Origin of the sequence: Bacillus cereus group sp. MYBK227-1, from assembly GCF_051916325.1 — a bacterium.
GTDB classification, from domain to species: Bacteria; Bacillota; Bacilli; order Bacillales; family Bacillaceae_G; genus Bacillus_A; species Bacillus_A cereus.
In genome coordinates this window covers 997,309-1,020,573 of sequence record NZ_JBQAGK010000002.1, presented here as the reverse complement: position 1 = coordinate 1,020,573, position 23,265 = coordinate 997,309, and the positions used below count along the sequence as shown (strand labels likewise).

The following is a 23,265-nucleotide window of genomic DNA, read 5'->3' as shown; positions in this document are numbered from 1 at the left end:
TTTATTTTGAATAAAGATGATAAAAGACGTACGAAAAAGTACGTCTTTTTACTTTTATAGATAAGCTTATGGCTATTACATGGTGTAACATAATAAATAGACAATAGTATAATTGGAAATGAATAATACATTAATAAAAAAGTATAAATACATTCATCCCTTGTTTATCAATGCTGTGAACGGTAATACTAAATAACATTGAACTTTTATAACAAGGGATGATCATATGATATTCATTTACACGGATTTCGGCGGAACGCATTCAACTGCACTTGCAGCAGCTTATCATTTAAATAAATTACCAACGGATCGTAAGCTAACAAAAGAAGAAATATTAAATGTAGATTACTTTAATAAATTGAAAACTGAAGATATAGGGAAAATTATTTTTCATGGAGTAGATGAAAATGGTAACCCGGTTTATACGATTGGATGCGGCGCATCAAAAATCGTTGTACCTGCGATGAAGCATTTAGGAGAGATTCTGCAAAAACATTATCAAAGTCATGAAAAGATTATTTTTTCTAATACATCACCAACAGTACCTTTACCAATGACTTTTGGCGGTCTGTTTTCTAGAAGATTTCACATCGACTTTATTGGTGTACCATTACTTGTATGGGGTGCAAAACTTAGCTGTGATAATGTACAAAGACTTGTTAGTTATACGAAAGAAGCCGGACGATTAACAAATGATTATGTTGTAATTTTAGATAATGAAACTTTTAAATAATGTAAGATAAAAGGAAAATCAAGCAAATTTCTTGATTTTCTTTTTAATTTGTGAAAAAGACAAGAAATATTCACATTTATCATCTATCTACTATAGCCAAAACAATAAAGTCCTGTTACTATTACAGGGATATTCTCTTTTCATAACATAAATATATAGAAAAATTAGAAAAGAGGAATTAAGGGAGGAACAACATGAAGCGTGTTGCTTGGATTACTGATAGTACAACTGCGAGTTTTAAAACAGAAGGAGATAACTTTGTTATCCCAATTGAAGTTATTATTGATGGTGTGTCGTACAAAGATTGTGAAGAAGGTGTGCGTGAGCGCGTTTATAATGCTTTGAACGAAGGTAAAACTGTCACTACATCACAGCCTAACATAGGGGAAATGGTAGAGTTATTTTCGAAATGCAAAGAAGAATATGAAGAAGGATTTGCAGTTGCTATTAGCGGAAAAGTAAGTGGAACCTATCAAAACATGAAGTTAGCTGCAGAAATGGCAGGTTTCCCATTAACGGTATTAGATAGCGAAACAACAAGTTATCCAATGGATGAACTAATTAGAAAAGCGAAATCGTTATACAATGATGGTATGACTTTACAAGATATACACAAAACATTAGTAGATGAAAAAAGAAGACCTTTCCATGTATTCCCGAAAAGTTTAAAAGGTCTTTATGCAAGTGGACGTGTAAAGGGAGTTCAATTTTTACTTGGAAGTTTATTAAGTGTCAACTTAATATTAGAAGTAAAAGGTGGAGAGCTTTTACTTGAAAAGAAAGTACGTAAAATCCAAAAATGCCGAGAATACATTAAAAATGAACTTGAAAAAGAATTGCCAAAAGTACTTCACATGTTCCATGCTAACGATAAAGATGGAGCTGAAGAATGGATTGCAGATATTAGACAAGCATTCCCTGAAATGGATTTCAAACTATATCCATTACCAATTTCATTTGCAGTTCATGCAGGTGAAGGTACAATAGCAATTAGTTATTAAGAAGAAAACCCGTGAATGATACGCGGGTTTTTTTATTTATAAATGGTGCATACCACGCCACCATCAAGTTGAAGTTTTATAGCGCTCTAGAACGAAATTTGTGTTAAATCGAAACAAAAATCTTATTTTATCATTTTTGGGGAGCAACCACAATTTCTTGACTTGATTTGAGATTAAAAATATAAACCTTTTCCTACTGGCTGAACAGTTTCTAGTACAATATCAACCATTTCTTCATTAAGTAGGGTCCTTATAATCCAAGCTGATAGTTCTTGAGCAGCAAAACAACCTGCAGCAGTCGAGATATTTCCTTCGTTTACGAAACTTTTCTCAATAACGTCTACACCAAATTCTTTAAGTTGTTCTACTGCTGAGGGATATGTAGTAGCTTTTTTATCAGTTAGTAATTTTTTAGCCCCTAATAGTAGTGAACCAGAACACATAGATCCTATTAATTGTCTTTGAGGATCTACATGAATGCTATTAATATATTGTTGATTTTTATATAAATCCTTTACACCTTTACCACTTGCAAATATTACAGCGTCGGCAAAAGGGATATCAGATATGCTTCCTGTCATGGGAATACGCAAGCCAGACATAGATATATGAGTTTCTTCTGTTCCTAAAAGCTGTACATCCCAATCAGAAAGACCACCGACTAAACGTACACGATTTAATAAATCCCATGGTAGAAAAACATCTATATCAGTAAAGTTATCGAAGCAGACTATTGCAATTTTCATTTTCTAACCCTCCACTTATGTATATCATTTTATTTATAATATAAACATCTCCTTTTTATGTTCTATATCAAGTTATAAATCCCTGTATATTACACGTATATGAAGGAGGTGTAGTGATTTTTTAATTCCTCTAAACATAAAAAGATATAAAATCATTTTCTTGGTTTCTATCGATTTTTTGTACAAAACCAAGACCCGTAGCAACAACTCGTATGGTATTGGGGATGAGGATTTTTAAAATTCTCAAGGAAATAGGTGTAATTTATCACACATACAAATAGAAATAAAACGTCATCCTTTCTTATAAATTCACAGATAGAAACACGTTTTTCGCTTTTAGGGGGCATTGTTTCCGTAGTTTACTAATCTATATATAATATGATTTTTATAATTTTCGTAAAATAATTTTGACGTATTTATTTTTTCAATATAAAATAATATTCATACATCCAAATTTAACCAATAGTATATAAAAGATATATCTTTAGTTTCAAGGGGAAAGGTTAATATAAAAGTAAGGAAACTAGTTACGCTTGCAGTACCATTTATGCTATTATACGTGTCAGTTCAATTAACCAGAATTCTTCAAGGCAATTTCAGCAACTGAACGAAATCAGAATGGATATTATTTTTGAAGAAAAAGTTTAAGGAACAATTGATGAGTTATACCGAAAATCGGAAATTTATAATAGAAAATAAGTTTCATATAGAGGTGAAATTATATGCCTAAAATTGACAATATGTTAGCAATTCTTTGGATGCTTCGTTCAGGTGAAAAAATTACTGCAAAACAAATTTCAGAAAAGTTAGAGATGAATATAAGGACTGTGTATCGTTATATTGATACAATTTCAACTAGTGGAGTACCTATAATTTCAGAACCAGGACATAACGGCGGATACACTTTATTGAACAATTTTATTGAAGCCCCTCTTTTTTTTGATTTTGAGGAGCAAACTTCACTATTTCATGCTGCTGTTTTTGCAGAAGAAGCCGGGTATTATGGAGGTGAAGCATTAAATAGGGCCATTTCAAAACTAAGTAAATACTCAAATCAAGAGCAGGAAACAAAGATAAATCAACATTTAACTAGTCTTGAAGTAATAAGTCGATTAAGTCCGCTCTCTATAGAAACTTTTTTGAAGGAGTTGGAGCAGGCCGTAGCTGACGGGTACTCAGTAAAAATTCTTTACCATAAAAATGGTGAAAAGAAATTAAATTATAGATTGGTCGATCCATACAGAATTATCTATTGGAATAATAAATGGTATGTGATTGGATTTTGTCATCTTAGGAATGATATCCGTAGTTTTAGAGTAGATCGAATTGAAAGTTTAATGCTAACGGAAAATAAGTTTAACCGGCCAGAAAATTTTTCAGCACGGGACTTTTTTATAAAAAGTCTTCTTCCAACTATAGAAGATAAGAAAGATATTATTTCTTTGGTTATTAATGGGGATAAAAATGTATTAGCTGATATTTGCCAACATTGGTTTTTAGGACATTATTTACAAGAACGGACTTCAAATCAAGCAGTTTTTCTTCTTGAAAAAGATATGATACATACATATGTACCTTATTTACTTTTACCGTACAATAAATCTATTAAAGTTATTGAGCCAATAAGTCTTAAGAAAAGACTTATTGAAGTTCTGTCGGAATTAATAAAATTTCATCAAGTATGATAACTTCCCTGACGTTAACTGTCAGGGAAGTTATATTATAATAGCTATATAAATTGTGATTGGAGTGTTATTGGATGCAAACAAAAAAAGTTTTTCTATATGTATTTAATACAATGTCGGACTGGGAATATGGATATTTAATTGCTGAACTAAACTCAGGAAGATATTTCAAAAAAGATTTAGCACCTTTAAAAGTAATTACAGTAGGAGCTAATAAAGAAATGATTACTACTATGGGAGGACTGAGCATAAAACCAGATATTTCCCTTGATGAATGTACTCTTGAGAGTAAAGATCTTTTAATTTTATCAGGAGGGACTACTTGGAGCGAAGAAATTCATCAACCTATCTTGGAAAGAATTGGCCAAGCTCTAAAGATTGGCACTATTGTTGCTGCAATTTGTGGTGCAACTGATGCCCTAGCGAATATGGGATACTTGGATACTAGAAAGCATACAAGTAATAACTTAGAATATACTAAAATGGTATGTCCTAACTATAAAGGAGAAAAGTTTTATGAGTTGGGATCTGCGGTATCTGATGCGAATTTAGTTACTGCATCAGGAATAGCTCCTCTGGAATTTGCAAGGGAGGTACTGAAAAAAATAGATGTATTTACACCAGATGCATTACATTCATGGTATAACCTAAATAAGACTCATAAACCTGAATACTTCTTCCAGTTAATGAATTCAATAAAGAAATGAAATAATTAAAAAGCGCAATTTCTCTGTTTTGATTTGCAGAGAAATTGCGCTTTTTAATTTGGAATTCCCTTATCATTGTAAATCGGCATTTTCCTGACGCTCCCCCTATGTAACCTTCTATAGTAATCCTACTCCAACAATTCAATAAAGCGATGCTATAATGTCTGTTTATAGGTACACTTCATTAAGTAGAGAGTAATAAATCTATTTAGGTTTAATAATTTTGATACTGACAATTTAACATACATAAAACCAAAAGTTGCATGTTATATTATTAGGCACAACAATATAAATAATACTATTTGTTTATTCCGTAAATAATGCTGATAAAAAAAGGTGAAAGGATTTTTAAAGGTAAAAATAGAAATCTATATAAAAAAATATTTAAATGGTAGGGATATTATGAAAATCGGTAAGTTTGGTGAAGTAAATAACATAAGTATTGATACAATTAGACATTATATGGACCTCAGTCTCATTATTCCTGAAAAAAAAGGAGGGCACTATTTTTTTGATGAGTATTGTCAAAGAGATTTAGAACTTATATTACATTACAAAGATTTAGGGTTTAGCTTGAATGAAATTAAAGAACTATTTTTTTATAAAAATTTAGCGAAATCTATGAATTACGAAAAAATTACCTTTTACCAATCTTTATTTAAACTAAAATATGACGAAATGGAACAGGAAATAGAACTTTTGGAGAAGAAACGGGATAAATTAAAGGAAGTGTTACATAATTTATCTATAGAAACTGAAATTTCGAGTTCAATTTTAGGGGTAGATTTAAAAGTACTTCATTTATTTAAATGTGTTAAGTGTAACGGAAATTTAATTCTTGAAGATGGGATTATTAATAAGAATCAAATTATTGAAGGAAAGTTAATTTGTAATTGTGGTGAAGAATACGCGATTATTTCAGGAGTTTTAACAGCTGGCACCTCATTGAAAGCGTATGAAAAGACATCACTTGAAGATTCTATTTCGGATTATATCCATGAAACCGATACTGCTTTTTTGGAAAATGTTCAAAGAGGAGGAGAATGGTCAAAAAAGAAACTAATGCAACTAGATTTAAATGAAAAAATACTACTTGATTTAGGGTCTGGTATTGGGTTCTTTTTACGAAATATTTATGAAGAACTACCGGAAGATTGTTTATATATTGCTGTTGATCGAGATTTGAATAAACTTTTACTTTTAAAAGATGTAATTGAGAGAAGAAATGTGAAAAGAAATATTGTATTTATTTGTGCCGACTTTCTAAACATACCTATTCAGAGTAGTTCTATTGATATTGTAATCGATCAATCAGGTACAAGTAATTATAGTTTTGAACATGAGGAGTTCTTATTGCGCGAATTAAATTCCCTTTTTAAACACAATTGTTATTTATTAAGTTCATTTATTTTATTTAATAAATTTAGTATAAATAGCCAAATTGCACCTAGACTCCGAGGGAATTTTACATCTGCAAAAGTAACGAAAGAAATCCAAAATTTACAGTTTCAATCGATTGATGAAAGCACTTCAAATTATTTAAAAAGAGGCGGAAAGTACGAGGATTTCTTTGTTCAAGGAGAAGAAATTTATACATATTCATTTTTCGGAAAAAGATGGGGTTAACTCCATCTTTTATTTATTTTCCCTTAAAACTTTTCAAATCGTACATATTGCTATTGGGCTGACCCAAGAACTTACAATGTACGTAATACAAAGTTATGCAGGGGGGAAAATGATGGGAAGTTTACGATTACATATAGAAAATAAAAATAGAAACCAAGAACTAAGAAATATTTGTTTATATTCAATTGCAAAAACAGTATCACTATTTGGTAGCTCTATTTATAGTTTCGCATTAGGATTGTATGTATTACAAATAACCGGATCTGCTTTAAATTTCGCGATTACGCTTATTTTAGGAACGATTCCAATGATTGTTATGAATCCATTTGCCGGTGTCATTGCTGATAAGGTTGATAAAAAGAAACTCGTCTTTTGCATGGATGTATTAAGCGGGTGCTTATTAATAACTGTTTATATATTAAGCAACTATTATGGATTAAACTTATTCATTATTTATACTACTACCTTTCTTATGACCGTATTTACAACGTTTTTTGGAATAGGATTAGAGGCCGTAAAACCGAATATGGTTACTAAAGAACGGTTAATGAGTATTAATTCTATAAGTAAAATTATCGATTCTATATCTTTAATTTTAGGGCCTATGTTAGGGGGCATTGTTTTTGCAGTCTTTGATATGAAAACTTTTATAATTATTAACGGTATTTCATTTATCCTTTCGGCTATATCCATATTGTTTATAAACTTTAAATTGTGCGAGCAAAACATAAATGAGGAATGTTCAATTAGAGAAATTAATTTTATTGAAGATATAAAGGAGGGATACTCTTACTTATTGGAGCGGAAAAGCTTAAAAAATACTTTTAGTATTTTAATTTCCCTTAATTTCTTTTTAGGCTTTGCTGTAACCGTTCCGTTGCCATACATTATTAACACAGTTCTCAATCTTAATTCTAAGCAATTTGGTATGATTCAAGGGACTTTTCCGATAGGTATGATAGTTGGTGCAATATTAGTGAAAAAGATAACTGATTGTTATTCTTATTCTTATCTATTGAAAAAAATAAGTTTTATGTTGGCAATTTTTATGATAGTTTCAGGGATACCTGTTTTATTTAAATCTATTGTAGTAAATAATTTGGTATATGTTACTACGTATTGCATGATTATGTTCTTTTTAGGATTTATGATAGCACAAATTGATATTCCTTTAATGTATTTCATGCAAAATGAGATTCCTGAAGAATATAGAGGAAGAGTTCTTAGTATTGGATTAAGCTTAGGTAAAATAATGCAACCAATAGCACTTGCAATATCAGGACTATTATTAAATTTCATTCCAGCCTACACGCTTCCCATTGCAGGGGGGATTGTATTTTTTACTTTGAATAAAATTTTAGCAAATAAGTTTAATTTAGAAATTCATTCAAAAGATTATAGTGTTTAACGTAACTTAAAAAGCGCAGGATTAGCATCCTGCGCTTTTCTATCGTAATTCAGCGGTTTTTCTAATGACAATCTTATCAATATCATCTTCTTCATCACCAATAAATAATCCGCGTTCTTTTAAATATGCTTCAAAATATAAATCTGCTTCAGCGCGTTCGTCATATGGCTTTACAGAGAGAACGAAACCTAATTTGTTTTGTTCTTCTAAGTGAGAAGTGGAGATGTAAGCCGGTACATTATGGCGTAAAAAGAGTTCTTTAACCGGAATAATCATATCTTTCATTAATTTCGTTAGCATACCCATTTCAAACTCGAAATTAAAGCGATCTATACTAGATAAATCAGCGAATACTACACCGATAAAACCTGTATTAAATACTTCTTGATATTCTACATCTTCGTCATAGCCGCCGTAAAAATTCTTTTCGATTAAATAATTTACAAAATAAGCAACGCCATCACTTTGTTCAAATGGTTTCGTTGAAAGAACAAAGCCAATTTTCTTTTGTTTATGTAAATATACACATGACATGTATGCTGAAATGTTATGTTCTTTAAACAAAGCGCTTGTTGCTCCAGAGAGACCATCTAATACGTGATGAACAATTTGAAGTTTTTTACGAGCGAAATAATAGGATTTCTTTTGTAACTCCAATGTATCAATAAAGACAGAGCCGATAAAGCCTGTATTTGAAATAATAGGTGCTTGCTTTTTTCTTCCTCTGCGCTTTAATGGAGCCATTGTTAAAATCATCCCTTCATGTACGTTTGAAATAAAAAAGAACATTTGTTCGTATATTTATATTTTACTATTAAAACGCTATAAAGTAAAGGTTTTTTGATGAAAATATAACAAAAAAGACACCTTATAAAAGGTGCCTTAAACGCTGTAGGGAATAGGGTTTACCCTAACTATTTATATTATGATACAGAAACAATCTCTTCTGTATCTTCTACATCTAAATGACAGTCCATAGTACGAACATCTTGATCTTCATGACTTCCGAAATAAATAGTAATTTTCATATGTATCGCTCCTTTATTCTAGGAATACCTAAAATAATTACTAGTAATGTTAATATTTATTATATACCACTTTTTTCATTCCGACAACGTTATATCATTTTTAATTATTTTAAACTATAAAGCACAATTTAAAGAGGTACTTTTTATAAAAAAAGGTAAATTTCTAATATGTTATATTTAATATAGAGAGATTCGAGTATTACTTTTTATGAAAAGGAGAACTATTGATGAATTATAAACAATTACTAATAGATAACTTTGCATTTAAAACTTCATATGTTGCGCAATTTGTGCCCGGAATGAGTATAAAAGAAACGAAAGATTATATTGCTGTTGATTGTGGATTACCTGCCGATACATTCAATATCATTACTCTACTGAACAATAATTTAACGGAAGGGGTCGAGAAATTACATAAGGAGGTAGAATACTATAATCAAAAGAAATTTCCAATGAGTGTTTGGTTATGGGATGAGGAGCAAGAGCGGGATATAAAAAGCGGGTTAAATAAAATCGGTTTAAAAGAAACGGAGCAAAATATTGCGATGGTAGCAGACTTAAAAACAATTTCTCCAACAATACACATGCCAGTAAGTTTTACAATTCAACAAGCATCTTCACCTGGACTAATAAAAAAATTTGGAGAAACGTTAGCTAATCTATTCGGCACATCGGAAGAAGGTATACATGTACAAGCATTCTATAATCAAATTTCTAATCTTGATTTATGGAACAGTGAGAATATGAAACTATTTTTAGGATTTTATGAAGGTGAAATCGTAACTGTTGGTTCATTGATATGTTCAAAAGATAGTATTGGTATTTATGACATCGCAACGAAAGAAGAAATGAGAGGACGAGGATTCGGATCTACTATGTTCAATTTCCTTCTGCAAGAAGCACAAAAATTTAAAAATACGTATTGTGTATTACAAGCTTCAACCGATGGAATCAATATTTATAAAAAATCGGGATTTCAAGCTATCGGCAAAATGACTGTATTGGAAAATCGACATTTAATTGAGTAAATCATTCAAGTTAAATTGTCTTTATATAGGAGCTTATAAATCGTTATGAAAAAGATATATCTCGTTACAATAATTTGTGCCTTTATAATAATAAGTATCTTTGTTTTTCAGAAAATTAATGAACATAAGTATACTAAAGTTATGAATCAATCAAATCATATAAAAAATATCGCACATAGAGGTGCTTCTGCGTTCGCGCCTGAACATACAATAGCAGCATATCAATTAGGACAAAAAATAAATGGAGATTATATAGAAATTGATCTCCAAATGACAAAAGATGGGCATTTAGTGGCAATGCATGACGAAACCTTAAACCGTACAACAAATGGTACTGGGCTAGTGAAAGAGCATACATTAGAAGAAATAAAGCAACTAAATGCTGGTTCTTTTTTTAATGAAAAATATCCGAACTTAGCAAAGAAAGAATTTGAAAATGTTAAAGTCCCAACATTAACAGAAATTATTAAAACGTTTGGGCATAATGCGAACTATTATATCGAAACAAAATCACCTAATGAATATCCAGGAATGGAAGAAAAATTATTAGAAATTATTAATCATTATGAAATACAGGATAAAGTTATTATTCAATCGTTTAGTGAAGAAAGTCTACAAAAGATTCATGGCTTAAATAGTAATATATCCTTAGTACAATTATTACCTTATAAAAAAGCAGTTCAATTAACAGAATTAGAGATAGAAAAGTATAAAACGTACTGCATAGGTCTTGGTATGAATTACAAATATATTGATTCAGATTATGTAAAGAAAATAAAGAAAAGCGGATTAGAAGTTCATCCATTTACAGTAGATAATGAAAAAGATATGAAAAAGTTACTTTCATGGGGAGTCGATGGGATGTTTACTAATTATCCGGATCGTTTACATTCAATATTATTGGATTTGAAAAGTCATGAATAAGAAGTGTTATTCATAAAGGAAAAATTTACAAAACCTGCATATTAGGATTATCAATGCAAGAAGGCATGTAGCATATAAAAAGAAAATACCAAAAACCGCAACTTGAAGACTTAGGTTGTGGTTTTTTTATTGCTTCGATTTCAACTTACAAAGTTTGAAGCTAGAAGTGAAAACCTTTTTAGCTGAATTGGCTTCCTATGTATTTGTACTTCGTATCGTTCTAGGTATATGTACAACCCGTGAGACGAGTTTTGCATAGGATAATAGAAAAGGAGATGTTGCATATTGAAATACCACAATAGAAATGTAAGTAATCTGAATAAATTAGCGGATAATACGAAAGCTGCAGCTTTTAAGTGGTATCAGTACTGTATCGACAATGGAATTGAAGTATTAATTTATGAAACAATCCGTACGGTCGAGCAACAACGTGAATATGTTCGTAAAGGAGCATCACAAACGATGCGCTCATATCACTTAGTAGGACAGGCATTAGATTTTGTTCCAATTCAGTCGAATGGTACAGAAGATTGGAATGGCTATAATAAAGAACCGTGGGCTTCAGCAATTCGTTATGCTAAACAAATTGGTTTCGAATGGGGCGGTGACTGGAAAGGATTTGTGGATAGCCCGCATTTGCAATATAACTACAAAGGGTATGGAACGGATACTTTTGGAAAAGGTGCTCAAAACGTAGTGACTCCTCCCACGTCGAATGATAATGTAGGGGTTGCTTATATTAACGGTAGTAATGTAAATTTACGAAAAGGACCTGGTACTGGATATGGCGTTATTCGTCAATTAGGGAAAGGAGAGTCCTACAAAGTATTTGGACAATCAAATGGCTGGTTAAATCTAGGTGGCGATCAGTGGGTTTATAACGATCCATCATACATTCGTTATACGGGAGGAAATGTACCAGCAACTTCACAATCATCAAACGATGGTGTAGGTGTAGTTACTATAATCGCTGATGTATTGCGTGTTCGTACCGGCCCAGGAACAAATTACGGCATTGTGAAAAACGTGTACCAAGGTGAAAAATATCAATCGTTTGGATATAAAGATGGTTGGTATAATGTTGGTGGAAATCAATGGGTTTCTGGTGAATATGTTACGTTTGTAAAGTGAAAATAAGAGCCGTCCAGTTGGGCGGCACTTTATTTTAAATATTCATAGGGCGAACACTTATAATATCATTCGTGATACATAGAGTATAATTTTTCATTCTAATAATCAGAAAGTAATCAAAATGTAATTAATTTCAACTACGCTTTTTATATTTTTTTGATACACTGGCTACGAGGGGGATACCAATTAAGGTCGGTAAAAACCAAAACCATATTGGCGGAAGTAAATTTATAATGGGAATATGGATGCCGACATTTACTAAAAGCGCGGTGACTGCACCAATATAAGAACCTAACATGCCTCTAATGTGGTGATGGAGCCAATTTTTCCAACGTTTTTTTCGTGCAAGGTATCCATAAATCGCAAATGAATAAGAGAAGATTGCTACATAAAATAAATATGCGATTTTATCCCAGTTGATAATGGATAATATTATTGCCGTAAGGGTAATGACAACATAGGATGCATGATATATTTCGCCCCATTCGGTATGTTTTCCTTTCTTCTTTTGGGCAACCATCGCTACAATACCAGTGATTAAGCATATTGTTCCAAATAGGATGTGTATGGTTAAAAGAATGTTAAAAATGCTCATAATAATTCCTCCTTTTTTATTTTTATAGTATTGCAGTATAGGAGAAAAGTTGAAAAATATAGTTAGTTCGGCTTAATATATTGAAATAAAGGTACTCCTAGAACAAAACCCAATGATTTAAATATTTAGTGAGATGATTATTATGTTAAATGAAGGAGAGACTTCTATGTTTACATCTATTACATATTTACAATCTGGCAATGAGAAACAACAAAAAATATATGATGTTTTGAATAGCCTAAACATAATGGAGGATTTAGCTTTATATAATCCCGTTCTTTGCGGGACAATCCCTATAAGAATTGATACTCCTCAATCTGACTTAGATATTGTAATGGAAGTATATAATTTTGATGTTTTTGAGCAGGAAATGAAATCTTTATATGGTTCTTATGGAGGGTTCAACATAAAAAAGAAAAAAATTAAAGGTACTGAATCGATAAAGGTGAATTTTGAATTCGAAGGTTTTGAATTTGAATTATTTGCTCAACCGAAGCCAGTGCGTAATCAAAATGCATATAGACACATGATAGTGGAGCACATGCTATTAATGCAGCATCCCCATATAAGGGAAGAAGTTATTCGCTTAAAGGAACAAGGTTTAAAAACAGAACCTGCTTTTGCTCAAGTATTAAATATTGACGGAGATCCTTATGAAGAACTTATTTTATTAGGGCAGGAAATGAAATTGTGGTAAATAAGATACATAAAAAAATCCTCCAAAAACAAAAGAGGATTTTTTTATGCTGTTAACTTCCGAATTAATTCACTGAGCAATTTAATTCCGTTAGTCATTTGTTCTGGAGTAGCATATCCATATGATAAACGAATGTACTGATCTGATTCTTCTTCATAAATACGTCCCGGATTTAAAAGAATTCCTTTTGATAGTGCCTCTGAAAATAGTTTTTTCATCGGAATGTTATGTACAACCTTTAGCCATATAAAAAATCCACCACTAGGAATATCCCATGATGCAATATCTGCACAATATTTATTTAAAGCTCGTATCATTATTTGTCTTCGTTCTTTCAGGTGCATTCTTACGTTTGCTACATGTGCTTCATAAAAACCTTCATTTATCCATTCAGCAGCTACTCTTTGAGATAAAGAGCTGGATCCATAGTCTGTTTGCATTTTTATATCTGACAATCTATCAATAACAGGTTCTGGTCCGATTATCCATCCAATTCTAAGTCCTGGGCTAAGTGTTTTAGAGAGACTACCAATATATAATACATGTCCATGTTTATCCATCGACTTTAAAGGAGCTGGAGGTGATTCATCAAGCCATAACTCTCGGTAAATATCATCCTCGATGATAGGCAATTGCTCTTTTTCACATATTTTTAATATTTCTTTTCTTCGCTCTTTGGACATCAATATCCCCGTTGGATTTTGAAAACAAGGGATTGAATATAAAATATTATTCTTTTGACTATATTTAATTCGTTTTAATAAGTCATTAGGTAAAATACCGTGATGATCCATTGATATACCGGATAAATTTATATTTGCTGATTGAAAAACATGAAGTGAATATAAGTAAGAAGGTTGTTCAAGTAAAACAGTTGATTTTCTATGTAAAAGACCAATTGATATTAATTGTAATGCTTGGAGTGCACCAGAGACTATTAATATAGAACCCGGTGTTGCATGTATTCCAAATGATTTTACGTATTTGCTTATTGCTTCACGTAACGGATAAAAACCTTTTTGTTCTTCGTATCCGAAATAATCTAATTCCTCACTGACGTTTTTAATTATAGATTGCATAGTTTCGAGCGGGAAAAGGTGAGGTGCAAGTTCACCTTTACTAAGATGGATAAGCGTTTTATTTGCTTCTGCTTCATTTATTTCTCGCACCATTAACTTACTTGGTTTATGAATACCAGCCTTTACATATTCACTCCAATCGGGCGGGGGATTAGTTGCTAATAATGACCATGTATTATTTGTTACAATTGTTCCTGCTCCGATTTGTCCTTGAATTAAACCATCTGCCATAAGTTCATCTAGCGCATTTATTACAGTACTTCGATTTACATGAAATAATTTTGCTAACTGCCGCTGACTAGGGATTTTACTTCCAATTGGCCATTCTCCGTTTTCAATTTTTTCTTTCATATAGTCTATTATCTGCCGATATTTGGGCGCTTTTTTATCGGTTGTCATATAAAAAACTCCTTCGTTTATTTAAAAGATTCAAAGTGGTTGGTTTTTCCGATAAATAACTGGTTGAAGACATTGTATCAACTATTAAATATGATGAAAAGAAATAATTAGTAATTTAAAAATGGTTGGTTTTTTAGGGAAGGAGAGAAAATATGCATAATAAAAAATGGGATTTACGCATTATATGTGCTCACGCTTTTACAATTCTTATATGGGGAACTGCTTTTCCAGCAATTCGTATGGGGCTTGAATCTTATACGCCTGAACACCTTACTTTACTACGCTTATTAATCGCTTCATTTATACTTTTGTTATTTTCATTTATATACAAACTACGACTACCGGATTTAAAGGATATCCCAGCAATTTTTATATTTGGTGCTTTAGGGTTTACTATTTATCACATCGCATTAAATTACGGCGAAAAAACAGTAAATGCTGGATCTGCAAGTTTAATTATTTCAGTCACCCCAATAGTGACGGCAATTCTTGCTTCTGTTTTTTTGAATGACAAAATGAAATTAAATGGTTGGCTTGGTGGTGTAATTAGTTTTGCAGGAATTGCCTTAATTTCATTTAGCCAGGGCGATGATATTCAATTGAATAGCGGGGGATTATTTATATTATTAGCAGCAATTTCAGAAAGTCTATTTTTCGTTTTCCAAACATCTTACTTAAAAAAATACGGCTTCTTACCATTTACCATATATACAATTTTGTCTAGTACTGTATGTATGCTTATTTTCTTACCCGGAGTTTATCAAGAAATACTAGCAGCTCCTCTTGAAGTTAACTTGAGCGTTATATATTTAGGTGTCTTTCCAACAGTACTCCCGTATATTGCATTGGCCTATATTATATCTCGTGCTGGTGCTTCTGAAGCAACAAGTTCTCTATATTTAACGCCAATAGCTGCGTGTTTCATTGCTTGGATATGGTTAGGAGAAGTGCCAACTTTAGTTTCGATAATTGGCGGAGGAATTACTATACTTGGAATTGTGATTGCTCATATACCCATATTAAGAAAAGAAAAACATAGGAATTTAGCAAATAATCAATCCGTATAATGTAATTCAATAATAATTTTATGATACTTTTTTATATAGTTTCTTTCTTATGTTGATAAATATAATATTTTGTATTTCAGTTAAATATTGTATGTTACATTTTATGTAGTAAGCATTTTAAAAGGAGCTGACAACATAATGAATGGAAAAAGAAATATTTTTACATGTATTTCTATTGTAGGAATCGGACTAGCTAGTTTTTCTAATTCTAGTTTCGCAGCAAGTGTAACGGACAATTCAATACAAAATTCTATTCCCGTAGTTAATCAACAAGTAGCTGCTGCAAAGGAAATGAAACCATTTCCTTTGCAAGTTAATTATGCAGGTGTTATAAAACCGAATCATGTTACACAGGAAAGTTTAAATGCTTCTGTAAGAAGTTACTACGATAATTGGAAAAAGAAATATTTGAAAAATGATTTATCTTCTTTACCTGGTGGTTATTATGTAAAAGGAGAGATTACAGGTGATGCTGATGGGTTTAAGCCACTTGGAACTTCAGAAGGTCAAGGGTATGGGATGATAATTACAGTATTAATGGCTGGTTATGATTCGAATGCTCAAAAAATCTATGACGGTTTATTTAAAACAGCAAGAACTTTTAAAAGTTCTCAAAATCCTAATTTAATGGGATGGGTTGTCGCAGATAGTAAAAAAGCACAAGGTCATTTTGATTCTGCTACTGATGGAGATTTAGATATTGCGTATTCTCTTCTTCTTGCTCATAAGCAGTGGGGATCTAATGGAACAGTTAATTATTTGAAAGAAGCACAAGACATGATTACAAAAGGTATTAAAGCTAGTAATGTTACAAATAATAACCGACTAAATTTAGGAGATTGGGATTCTAAAAGTTCACTTGATACGAGACCATCTGATTGGATGATGTCACACCTTAGAGCATTTTATGAATTTACAGGTGATAAAACTTGGCTTACTGTTATTAATAATTTGTACGATGTTTATACGCAATTTAGTAATAAGTACTCTCCAAATACAGGACTTATTTCAGATTTCGTTGTAAAAAACCCACCACAACCCGCACCTAAAGACTTCTTAGATGAGTCAGAATATACAAATGCATATTATTATAATGCTAGTCGAGTACCTTTAAGAATTGTAATGGACTATGCGATGTACGGCGAGAAGCGAAGTAAAGTCATTTCTGATAAAGTCTCTTCATGGATTCAAAATAAAACGAATGGAAATCCTTCTAAAATTGTGGATGGTTATCAATTAAATGGATCCAATATTGGTAGTTATCCAACTGCTGTATTTGTTTCACCGTTTATTGCTGCAAGTATAACGAGTAGCAATAATCAAAAGTGGGTAAATAGTGGTTGGGATTGGATGAAGAATAAGAGAGAAAGTTATTTTAGTGATAGTTATAATTTATTAACTATGTTATTTATTACAGGAAATTGGTGGAAGCCTGTACCTGATGATAAAAAAACACAAAATCTAATAAATGATGCAATTTATGAAGGATACGATAATTAATTAAATTTGAGAATGGTTACTGAAGAAAGGAATTAGCATTCGCTAGTTCCTTTTTAATGTTTCGTAAAACATTATCCATTCTAAAATTCGCATAGATATACTTGCTTTTTTCATATACATAGTTATTGATGACTCTATGTTTTTATGAAGGGAGAGTATTTCTTGGAAAAAGTATTATTTTTCGGAGACCCAGGTATTGATGACTCATTTGCCATTATGTATGGTTTACTGCATCCCGAAATTGAAATTGTAGGTATTGTAACTGGATACGGAAATGTTGAGCATATACATGCTGCACATAATGCAGCGTATATTTTACAGTTAGCAAATAGACAAAACATTCCTGTCATTAGTGGTGCAACAAAACCACTTACAGAAGAAATTACTACGTACTATCCTGAAATTCACGGAGTAGAAGGATTAGGGCCCATCCATGTTCCAGAAAATATATTATCTATTCCAATATATAATTTCGGCAGTATTGCTGCGATTCTTATAAAGTACGGAAAAGATTTAACGATTGTTGATGTAGGAAGATCTACCTCGTTAGCAATTGCTTTTAATTTATGGAATGATTTAATGCTAAATGTAAAAGGAATCTATTTCATGGGTGGTGTTTTTTTAGAAGTAGGAAACGTTACGCCATTAGCAGAGGGGAGATCCGATAGCAAGTAAAATTGTTTTCCATCAAGCAAAGAATTTATTCATATTCCCTTTAAATGTAACAAACAAAGCTGTGTTAACACCAAATGTATTTAACTATATTCAAGCTAATGCAAAGAATCCATTTCATATGATAATGAAACCAATGTATGACTACTATCTATCCGCATACCAAAAACTTAATCCATCTATGGAAGGACCTTTGCTACATGATGTGGTTGCAATAAGCGGATTAGTAAATCCAAGTTTTTTTGAATTTGTGCATCGTACAGTAAATGTAGATACATACGGAGATACGAAAGGACAAACATTTGCTGATTTTCGCCATAGCTCTATATCTGAAGGAGCCCGTATAGCATTAGAAATAGATGAACAAAAATTTATTCAAGATTTTATAAAAATTATGTTATAAGTTGTTGTCGAAAAAGGGAATTATTTCAATGCGTTGAATATAAAAATACATCCTCTAGATAAAGGAGCTTACAATATTGAATGTCCAGTTAAAGGTTGTTACGAGAGACAATTGGGAAGATGCATTAAAGTTACAAGTTAAAGAAGATCAAAGAAAATTTGTCCCCGCTGTAGCAGTTTCACTTGCTAAAGTATATATAAAACCAGATGGTGATAATGTAGAGTACATACCATTCGCTATATACGATGGTGACCTTATGGTTGGTTTTGTTATGCATGCTGTTGTAATAGAGACATCGGATATGTATTGGATTAACGGATTTATTATTGATCAATCGCAACAAGGTAATGGTTATGGAAAAGCAGCATTACAAGAAAGTATTGATATAATAAAAAATACTTTTAAATCGTGTAAAGAAATAAGATTAACCGTACATAAAGATAATCTCTCTGCAAAGAAATTATATGAACGATATGGTTTCATATCATTAGGACAGGAGTATGATGGTGAGCAAGTATACCGTTTATTTGTTTAACTATTAAGAAGTAAAGGTGTGAAATGAAATATGCAATTTACTGAAGTGAAAATTGAAGTGTTCATTCCTGAAGAATATATTGAAACATTAAGGGATGAATTAAATAAAATTGGAGCATGTAAAACGGGCGAATATGACCATTGTCTTTCCTATAGTTCAGTGAAAGGATATTGGAGACCTTTAGAAGAGGCATCTCCTTTTAATGGAGAAATTGGTCAAATATGCGAAGGACAAGAATGTAAAGTTGAAATAAAGTGTAAACGAGAACTTGTAAAAGATGCTCTTGAAGTTATTAATGATATTCATCCGTATGAAACACCTATGATTTATATTATACCAATACTAAATGACTATTTTGAGAAACTATACATTAAATAACTAGGAGGAATATCAATTGAAAAGTAAATTTCATCATATTGTACGAGCAGTCATGATAAAAGATGAAAAATTATTAGTTGCTGAATATATCGGCCATCATTATTTTTTACCTGTTGGCCATGTTGAAATTGGAGAATCAGCAGAGAATGCATTAAAAAGAGAGTTAAGAGAAGAACTTGGAGTAAACTGTAGTATACAACAATTTTTAGGCGTCATAGAAAATCAATGGCAAGATAAAGAAATTCTTCATCATGAAATTAACCACATTTTTGAAGTAGAGTCACAAGATTTACATACGGACTTAACACCGCAATCTAGCGAGTCTCATTTAGTATTTCACTGGATAGCTTATAATCAAGAAGCCTTAAATCATTATGAAATCATGCCAATGCCTTTAGTAAAGGAATTACTAGAAAGTAAGTTAAATGATGAACTCCTAAATTGTTGGATTAGTAATTTTTAAATCACTTTATTTATAGTAAATACGTCCATCGAATGAATATAAAGAAAATAGGCTGAAAAACAAGGTACATCACCTAGTGTAAGTTCATATTTTGTTGATGTACGCATTTAGTCTATAGTCTTGTTTCTACTTTGTTTAAAAGAATTTATTAACTTTAATATTTGGACGGAATTTACATTTATAAATGGAGGGTTTCATAATGAATCAGTTTCAACAAGAACTACAATCATTAAACCTTAATGATTATCAAACTGGCAATGTTGTGTATTGGGATCAACAACAAAGTCAATATCCATACTATTACATTCAAGACGATGCACGTCGTTGCGGCGGATGTGGCGGTTGTGGTGGACGTTGCGGTAGATGTGGTGGTTGTGCAGGTCGTTGCGGCGGATGCATAGGATGCGCAGGATGTTTCAGTTGCTTTAATTGCTGGAACTGGTGGATTATTTAAGTATAGAAAATTCAAGTTATTTTATATGAAAGAAAGGTGTAAAAACTATTTTGCACTTTTCTTTCATGCTGTAATTTTGATGTGTATTAAGGGGGATTTATTTGTATACATATGATAAGTTGATTTCTTGGGTAGAGGATATAAAAGAAAAAAATCATAGTTCTGCTACAGCACTTTGTATTATAAAAGATAATAAAATCGTACTAGAGCATTATAGTGGTTATCACTCAAATACATCTACAACCAAGAGAGTAACAGCATCTTCACAATTTAACGTTGCTTCTGCTAGAAAAAGTTATTTAGGATTAATGATAGCGTATGCGCTTTATGAGGGGAAAATAAACTCTATTGATGATGAAGCGATAAAATATTTTAAAGACTTTGATCCTGCATTGCTTAGTAAAACGACGATAAGACATTTAGTAACACATTCGCATGGATTAGAAGAAACGAATGACAGGACAATTTTTCGTGAATTTGCACCGGGGCAATCATGGGCGTATAGAGATATTAATGTAAGAATGATGACACGTCTTATTTATCAGCTATATAACAAAAGTTTTCCTGAATTGTTAAAGGAGCGTGTGTTTAAGCCTGCTAATTTTCAAGAAACAGGTTGGAGAGTTCAGCGAGATGAAAATTTAGTTGACGTTGTTAATAATCCAAATGAAGACGCAATTAGTGAAATTGGTACGGTAGATGACGGTACTGAAAAAAATTTGTTTGTCTCAGCTAGAGAATTTGCGCAGTGGGGCAATCTTCATTTAAATCAAGGTGGGATAGATGGTAAACAAATTGTTCCAAAAGAAGTTATAAAAATCGCTACGAGTTTGCAGAGTCCAACATATATAAACAAAGAGCTACCACAAAATGGATTGTTTTGGTTCATCCAAAATGAGCCTGCGCAATTAAGCGAACTTGGTGAACGTGTTCCAAAAGGGTCGTATCAAATATTAGGGATTACTGGACCGACCATTTTAGTAATACCTGAATATAATGTAGTTGTTGCAAAGATGTATAATAAAAGATATAACTACGGTGGTGATAATTACTTATATTATTTACGTGAATTTAGTAATTTAGTCGCAGATACATTTAGTAACGGTAATAGGGCATAATTACTCCTATAACGAAAAGGAGTGATTGAAAGTGAAAGATAAAGTGAACAAAAATAAAAAGCAAAATATAAAAGATGTAAATACAGAGCAAAATGCAATTTATAGCGATCCTAAAGATGCAGCTAATATGCAAACTGTACCGCAGCCGAAAGATTTTGATGAAATCGAATATTAATTTTTCATCCGACTATATGATGAATGAAAAATACGTCTTAAGTCTCATAACATTTAAGAAATTATTTGATAACATATATACATAAGCATTTGAAAATGTCTTATCTTAACAAAGCTTTCTTTAGAAATATCTGATATAACCTGCAAAAGGCACTTCTTTATGAAGTGTCTTTTTGTGTATATGAACTTAATTACCATTTTCCGTACAGTATCTTGCAATTTATGATGGATATACTAACTGTGAAAATTCATGTCAAGATAAAAGAAGGGGACAGTTAGTATGAAACAAACTTCTATAAATCCGTTACTAATTGTTCTAGGTACAATCATTGTTCAAATTGGCCTTGGAACAATTTATACATGGAGTTTATTTAATCAACCCCTTGTAAGTAAGTTTGGATGGAATCTTAATTCAGTAGCGATAACTTTCTCCATAACAAGTTTTTCTTTATCATTCTCAACTTTATTTGCAGCAAAGTTACAGAAAAAATTAGGACTTCGGAAACTTATTGCTACTGCAGGAATTGTTTTAGGACTCGGCTTAATACTTAGTTCACAAGTTTCTTCCTTACCACTATTATATTTATTAGCTGGTGTCGTTGTTGGTTATGCGGATGGAACAGCTTATATTACATCACTATCTAATTTAATTAAATGGTTTCCAAATCGGAAAGGGCTTATTTCAGGTATATCTGTATCAGCGTATGGAATGGGCAGCTTAATCTTTAGATATATAAACGGAAATCTTATCGATAACCTTGGTGTATCACAAGCATTCTTATATTGGGGTATTATCGTGTTACTTTTAGTGTTAATCGGATCGTTCTTCTTACGTGAGGCAATTGTAAGTAATGCTGTAACTGAAACATTACACAATGACTATACTCCGCGTGAAATGATGCGAACGAAACAAGTATATCTGCTATTTTTTATGTTATTCACCTCGTGTATGGGTGGTTTGTATTTAATCAGTATGGTAAAAGATATCGGCGTACAACTTGTTGGACTTAGCGCAGCAACCGCTGCAAACGCCGTTGCTATGATTGCAATCTTTAATACAGTAGGTAGAATCATTCTTGGGACGTTATCAGATAAAATCGGGCGAATGAAAATTGTCTCTGCAACGTTTATTATTATAGGATTGTCAGTCTTTACTTTAAGTTTTATTCCGCTAAATTACGTAATCTATTTTGCTTGTGTAGCAAGTGTCGCCTTTTGCTTCGGCGGTAATATAACTATATTCCCAGCTATTGTCGGAGATTTCTTTGGATTAAAAAACCATAGTACAAATTACGGGATTGTCTACCAAGGTTTCGGATTTGGTGCGCTTGCAGGATCATTCATTGGAGCGATACTTGGAGGATTTCAACCAACTTTCATTATAATTGGTGTTTTAAGTGTTATTTCCTTCATTATTTCAATATTAATCCGTCCACCAACTGCAGAGAAGACAAAGGAACTAAAACATCTACATCGGAAAGTGGCGTAATACTAAAAAGAGTCCTAATATAGGGCTCTTTTTAGTACAAAACATTTTTTGTGTAGAGAGAATAGAGTTATTTAATTTAAAATGAAATGAGTAGCAGATACTTAGAATATTCATATTGTTTTATAAAGGAACTAACATGTTGCTAAAAACATTTAGAAAATTACAGTTAACAAACTTTGTGATGGAACGTGCACTTCATTCATAGACCATTATTTTCTTATCAGT

23 protein-coding genes and 1 pseudogene are annotated in these 23,265 nt (G+C 31.8%); 20 read left to right on the top strand and 4 right to left on the bottom strand.

All coding sequences use genetic code 11. The features are described 5' to 3' along the window. Window positions 1-226 precede the first annotated feature (226 nt). Window positions 227-733 carry a DUF3189 family protein gene (locus ACTFRM_RS12315; protein WP_088338209.1) on the top strand — a complete coding sequence of 169 codons (507 nt, stop codon included), beginning with the start codon at window positions 227-229 and terminating at the stop codon, window positions 731-733. Window positions 734-927: 194 nt separating this feature from the next. After that, entirely contained in the window at window positions 928-1,734 is an 807-nt protein-coding gene (locus ACTFRM_RS12310) for a DegV family protein (protein WP_048529748.1), read from the top strand. A gap of 173 nt (window positions 1,735-1,907) precedes the next feature. Here the strand turns inward: ACTFRM_RS12310 and ACTFRM_RS12305 are convergent, their stop codons facing one another. Beyond that, a complete protein-coding gene (locus tag ACTFRM_RS12305; protein WP_440043329.1) occupies window positions 1,908-2,480 on the bottom strand; it encodes a DJ-1/PfpI family protein in 573 nt (190 codons plus the stop codon). Between the two features lie 722 nt (window positions 2,481-3,202). Here ACTFRM_RS12305 and ACTFRM_RS12300 point away from each other — a divergent pair. The 4 genes from ACTFRM_RS12300 (at window position 3,203) to ACTFRM_RS12285 (ending at window position 7,906) form a co-directional block, all read left to right on the top strand. Beyond that, window positions 3,203-4,165: a helix-turn-helix transcriptional regulator gene (locus ACTFRM_RS12300; RefSeq protein ID WP_001124128.1), complete on the top strand. Its 963-nt coding sequence runs from the start codon at window positions 3,203-3,205 to the stop codon at window positions 4,163-4,165. Window positions 4,166-4,239: 74 nt separating this feature from the next. Further along, complete coding sequence (locus ACTFRM_RS12295; protein WP_016124677.1) at window positions 4,240-4,872, top strand: type 1 glutamine amidotransferase family protein; 633 nt, start codon at window positions 4,240-4,242, stop codon at window positions 4,870-4,872. 402 nt (window positions 4,873-5,274) lie between these two features. Next, window positions 5,275-6,498 carry a methyltransferase domain-containing protein gene (locus ACTFRM_RS12290; protein WP_322372927.1) on the top strand — a complete coding sequence of 408 codons (1,224 nt, stop codon included), beginning with the start codon at window positions 5,275-5,277 and terminating at the stop codon, window positions 6,496-6,498. A 112-nt stretch (window positions 6,499-6,610) separates the two neighbouring features. Continuing rightward, window positions 6,611-7,906 (top strand): MFS transporter, encoded by a 1,296-nt coding sequence (locus ACTFRM_RS12285; protein WP_322372864.1) that lies wholly within the window; start codon window positions 6,611-6,613, stop codon window positions 7,904-7,906. 39 nt (window positions 7,907-7,945) lie between these two features. On the opposite strand, the gene ACTFRM_RS12280 is transcribed toward ACTFRM_RS12285, so the two are convergent. After that, window positions 7,946-8,650 (bottom strand): hypothetical protein, encoded by a 705-nt coding sequence (locus tag ACTFRM_RS12280; RefSeq protein WP_322372865.1) that lies wholly within the window; start codon window positions 8,648-8,650, stop codon window positions 7,946-7,948. Window positions 8,651-9,161: 511 nt separating this feature from the next. On the opposite strand from ACTFRM_RS12280, the gene ACTFRM_RS12275 reads away from it, so the two are divergent. The 3 genes from ACTFRM_RS12275 (at window position 9,162) to ACTFRM_RS12265 (ending at window position 12,017) form a co-directional block, all read left to right on the top strand. Beyond that, window positions 9,162-9,962 (top strand): GNAT family N-acetyltransferase, encoded by an 801-nt coding sequence (locus ACTFRM_RS12275; protein WP_063245463.1) that lies wholly within the window; start codon window positions 9,162-9,164, stop codon window positions 9,960-9,962. A gap of 45 nt (window positions 9,963-10,007) precedes the next feature. Next, a complete protein-coding gene (locus tag ACTFRM_RS12270) occupies window positions 10,008-10,886 on the top strand; it encodes a glycerophosphodiester phosphodiesterase (protein WP_322372866.1) in 879 nt (292 codons plus the stop codon). A 285-nt stretch (window positions 10,887-11,171) separates the two neighbouring features. Further along, complete coding sequence (locus tag ACTFRM_RS12265; RefSeq protein WP_322372867.1) at window positions 11,172-12,017, top strand: SH3 domain-containing protein; 846 nt, start codon at window positions 11,172-11,174, stop codon at window positions 12,015-12,017. A gap of 133 nt (window positions 12,018-12,150) precedes the next feature. Here ACTFRM_RS12265 and ACTFRM_RS12260 read toward each other — a convergent pair whose 3' ends face one another. Continuing rightward, window positions 12,151-12,612, bottom strand: coding sequence for a DUF2306 domain-containing protein (locus ACTFRM_RS12260; protein WP_000021744.1), 462 nt, complete (start codon window positions 12,610-12,612; stop codon window positions 12,151-12,153). Between the two features lie 166 nt (window positions 12,613-12,778). Here ACTFRM_RS12260 and ACTFRM_RS12255 point away from each other — a divergent pair, with 166 nt between their 5' ends. Next, the gene (locus tag ACTFRM_RS12255; protein ID WP_322372868.1) at window positions 12,779-13,309 is read left to right on the top strand and encodes a DUF4269 domain-containing protein; all 531 of its coding nucleotides are present in this window, start codon (window positions 12,779-12,781) and stop codon (window positions 13,307-13,309) included. 44 nt (window positions 13,310-13,353) lie between these two features. Here the strand turns inward: ACTFRM_RS12255 and norG are convergent, their stop codons facing one another. Further along, window positions 13,354-14,787, bottom strand: a complete 1,434-nt coding sequence (norG, locus tag ACTFRM_RS12250; RefSeq protein ID WP_322372869.1) for an efflux pump transcription regulator NorG — start codon at window positions 14,785-14,787, stop codon at window positions 13,354-13,356. 152 nt (window positions 14,788-14,939) lie between these two features. Between norG and ACTFRM_RS12245 the strand changes: the two genes are divergently transcribed. The 10 genes and pseudogenes from ACTFRM_RS12245 (at window position 14,940) to ACTFRM_RS12200 (ending at window position 23,040) form a co-directional block, all read left to right on the top strand. Next, window positions 14,940-15,854, top strand: a complete 915-nt coding sequence (locus ACTFRM_RS12245; protein WP_322372870.1) for a DMT family transporter — start codon at window positions 14,940-14,942, stop codon at window positions 15,852-15,854. Window positions 15,855-15,992: 138 nt separating this feature from the next. Then, window positions 15,993-17,354 carry a glycosyl hydrolase family 8 gene (locus tag ACTFRM_RS12240; RefSeq protein WP_440043327.1) on the top strand — a complete coding sequence of 454 codons (1,362 nt, stop codon included), beginning with the start codon at window positions 15,993-15,995 and terminating at the stop codon, window positions 17,352-17,354. Window positions 17,355-17,516: 162 nt separating this feature from the next. Then, window positions 17,517-18,429 (top strand): annotated as a pseudogene (locus ACTFRM_RS12235) (nucleoside hydrolase). Window positions 18,430-18,505: 76 nt separating this feature from the next. Next, window positions 18,506-18,964 carry a GNAT family N-acetyltransferase gene (locus ACTFRM_RS12230; RefSeq protein ID WP_001102671.1) on the top strand — a complete coding sequence of 153 codons (459 nt, stop codon included), beginning with the start codon at window positions 18,506-18,508 and terminating at the stop codon, window positions 18,962-18,964. A gap of 30 nt (window positions 18,965-18,994) precedes the next feature. Further along, window positions 18,995-19,342, top strand: a complete 348-nt coding sequence (gene cutA / locus ACTFRM_RS12225) for a divalent cation tolerance protein CutA (RefSeq protein ID WP_001160791.1) — start codon at window positions 18,995-18,997, stop codon at window positions 19,340-19,342. Window positions 19,343-19,358: 16 nt separating this feature from the next. After that, a complete protein-coding gene (locus ACTFRM_RS12220) occupies window positions 19,359-19,805 on the top strand; it encodes an NUDIX domain-containing protein (protein ID WP_322372872.1) in 447 nt (148 codons plus the stop codon). 199 nt (window positions 19,806-20,004) lie between these two features. Then, entirely contained in the window at window positions 20,005-20,259 is a 255-nt protein-coding gene (locus ACTFRM_RS12215; protein ID WP_142320862.1) for a heterocycloanthracin/sonorensin family bacteriocin, read from the top strand. Window positions 20,260-20,360: 101 nt separating this feature from the next. Continuing rightward, on the top strand, window positions 20,361-21,377 hold the full coding sequence (locus ACTFRM_RS12210; RefSeq protein WP_000288894.1) for a serine hydrolase domain-containing protein: 1,017 nt from the start codon (window positions 20,361-20,363) through the stop codon (window positions 21,375-21,377). 31 nt (window positions 21,378-21,408) lie between these two features. Beyond that, the gene (locus ACTFRM_RS12205; RefSeq protein WP_000653680.1) at window positions 21,409-21,552 is read left to right on the top strand and encodes a hypothetical protein; all 144 of its coding nucleotides are present in this window, start codon (window positions 21,409-21,411) and stop codon (window positions 21,550-21,552) included. A 279-nt stretch (window positions 21,553-21,831) separates the two neighbouring features. After that, window positions 21,832-23,040 carry an L-lactate MFS transporter gene (locus tag ACTFRM_RS12200; RefSeq protein WP_322372873.1) on the top strand — a complete coding sequence of 403 codons (1,209 nt, stop codon included), beginning with the start codon at window positions 21,832-21,834 and terminating at the stop codon, window positions 23,038-23,040. Window positions 23,041-23,265 lie beyond the last annotated feature (225 nt).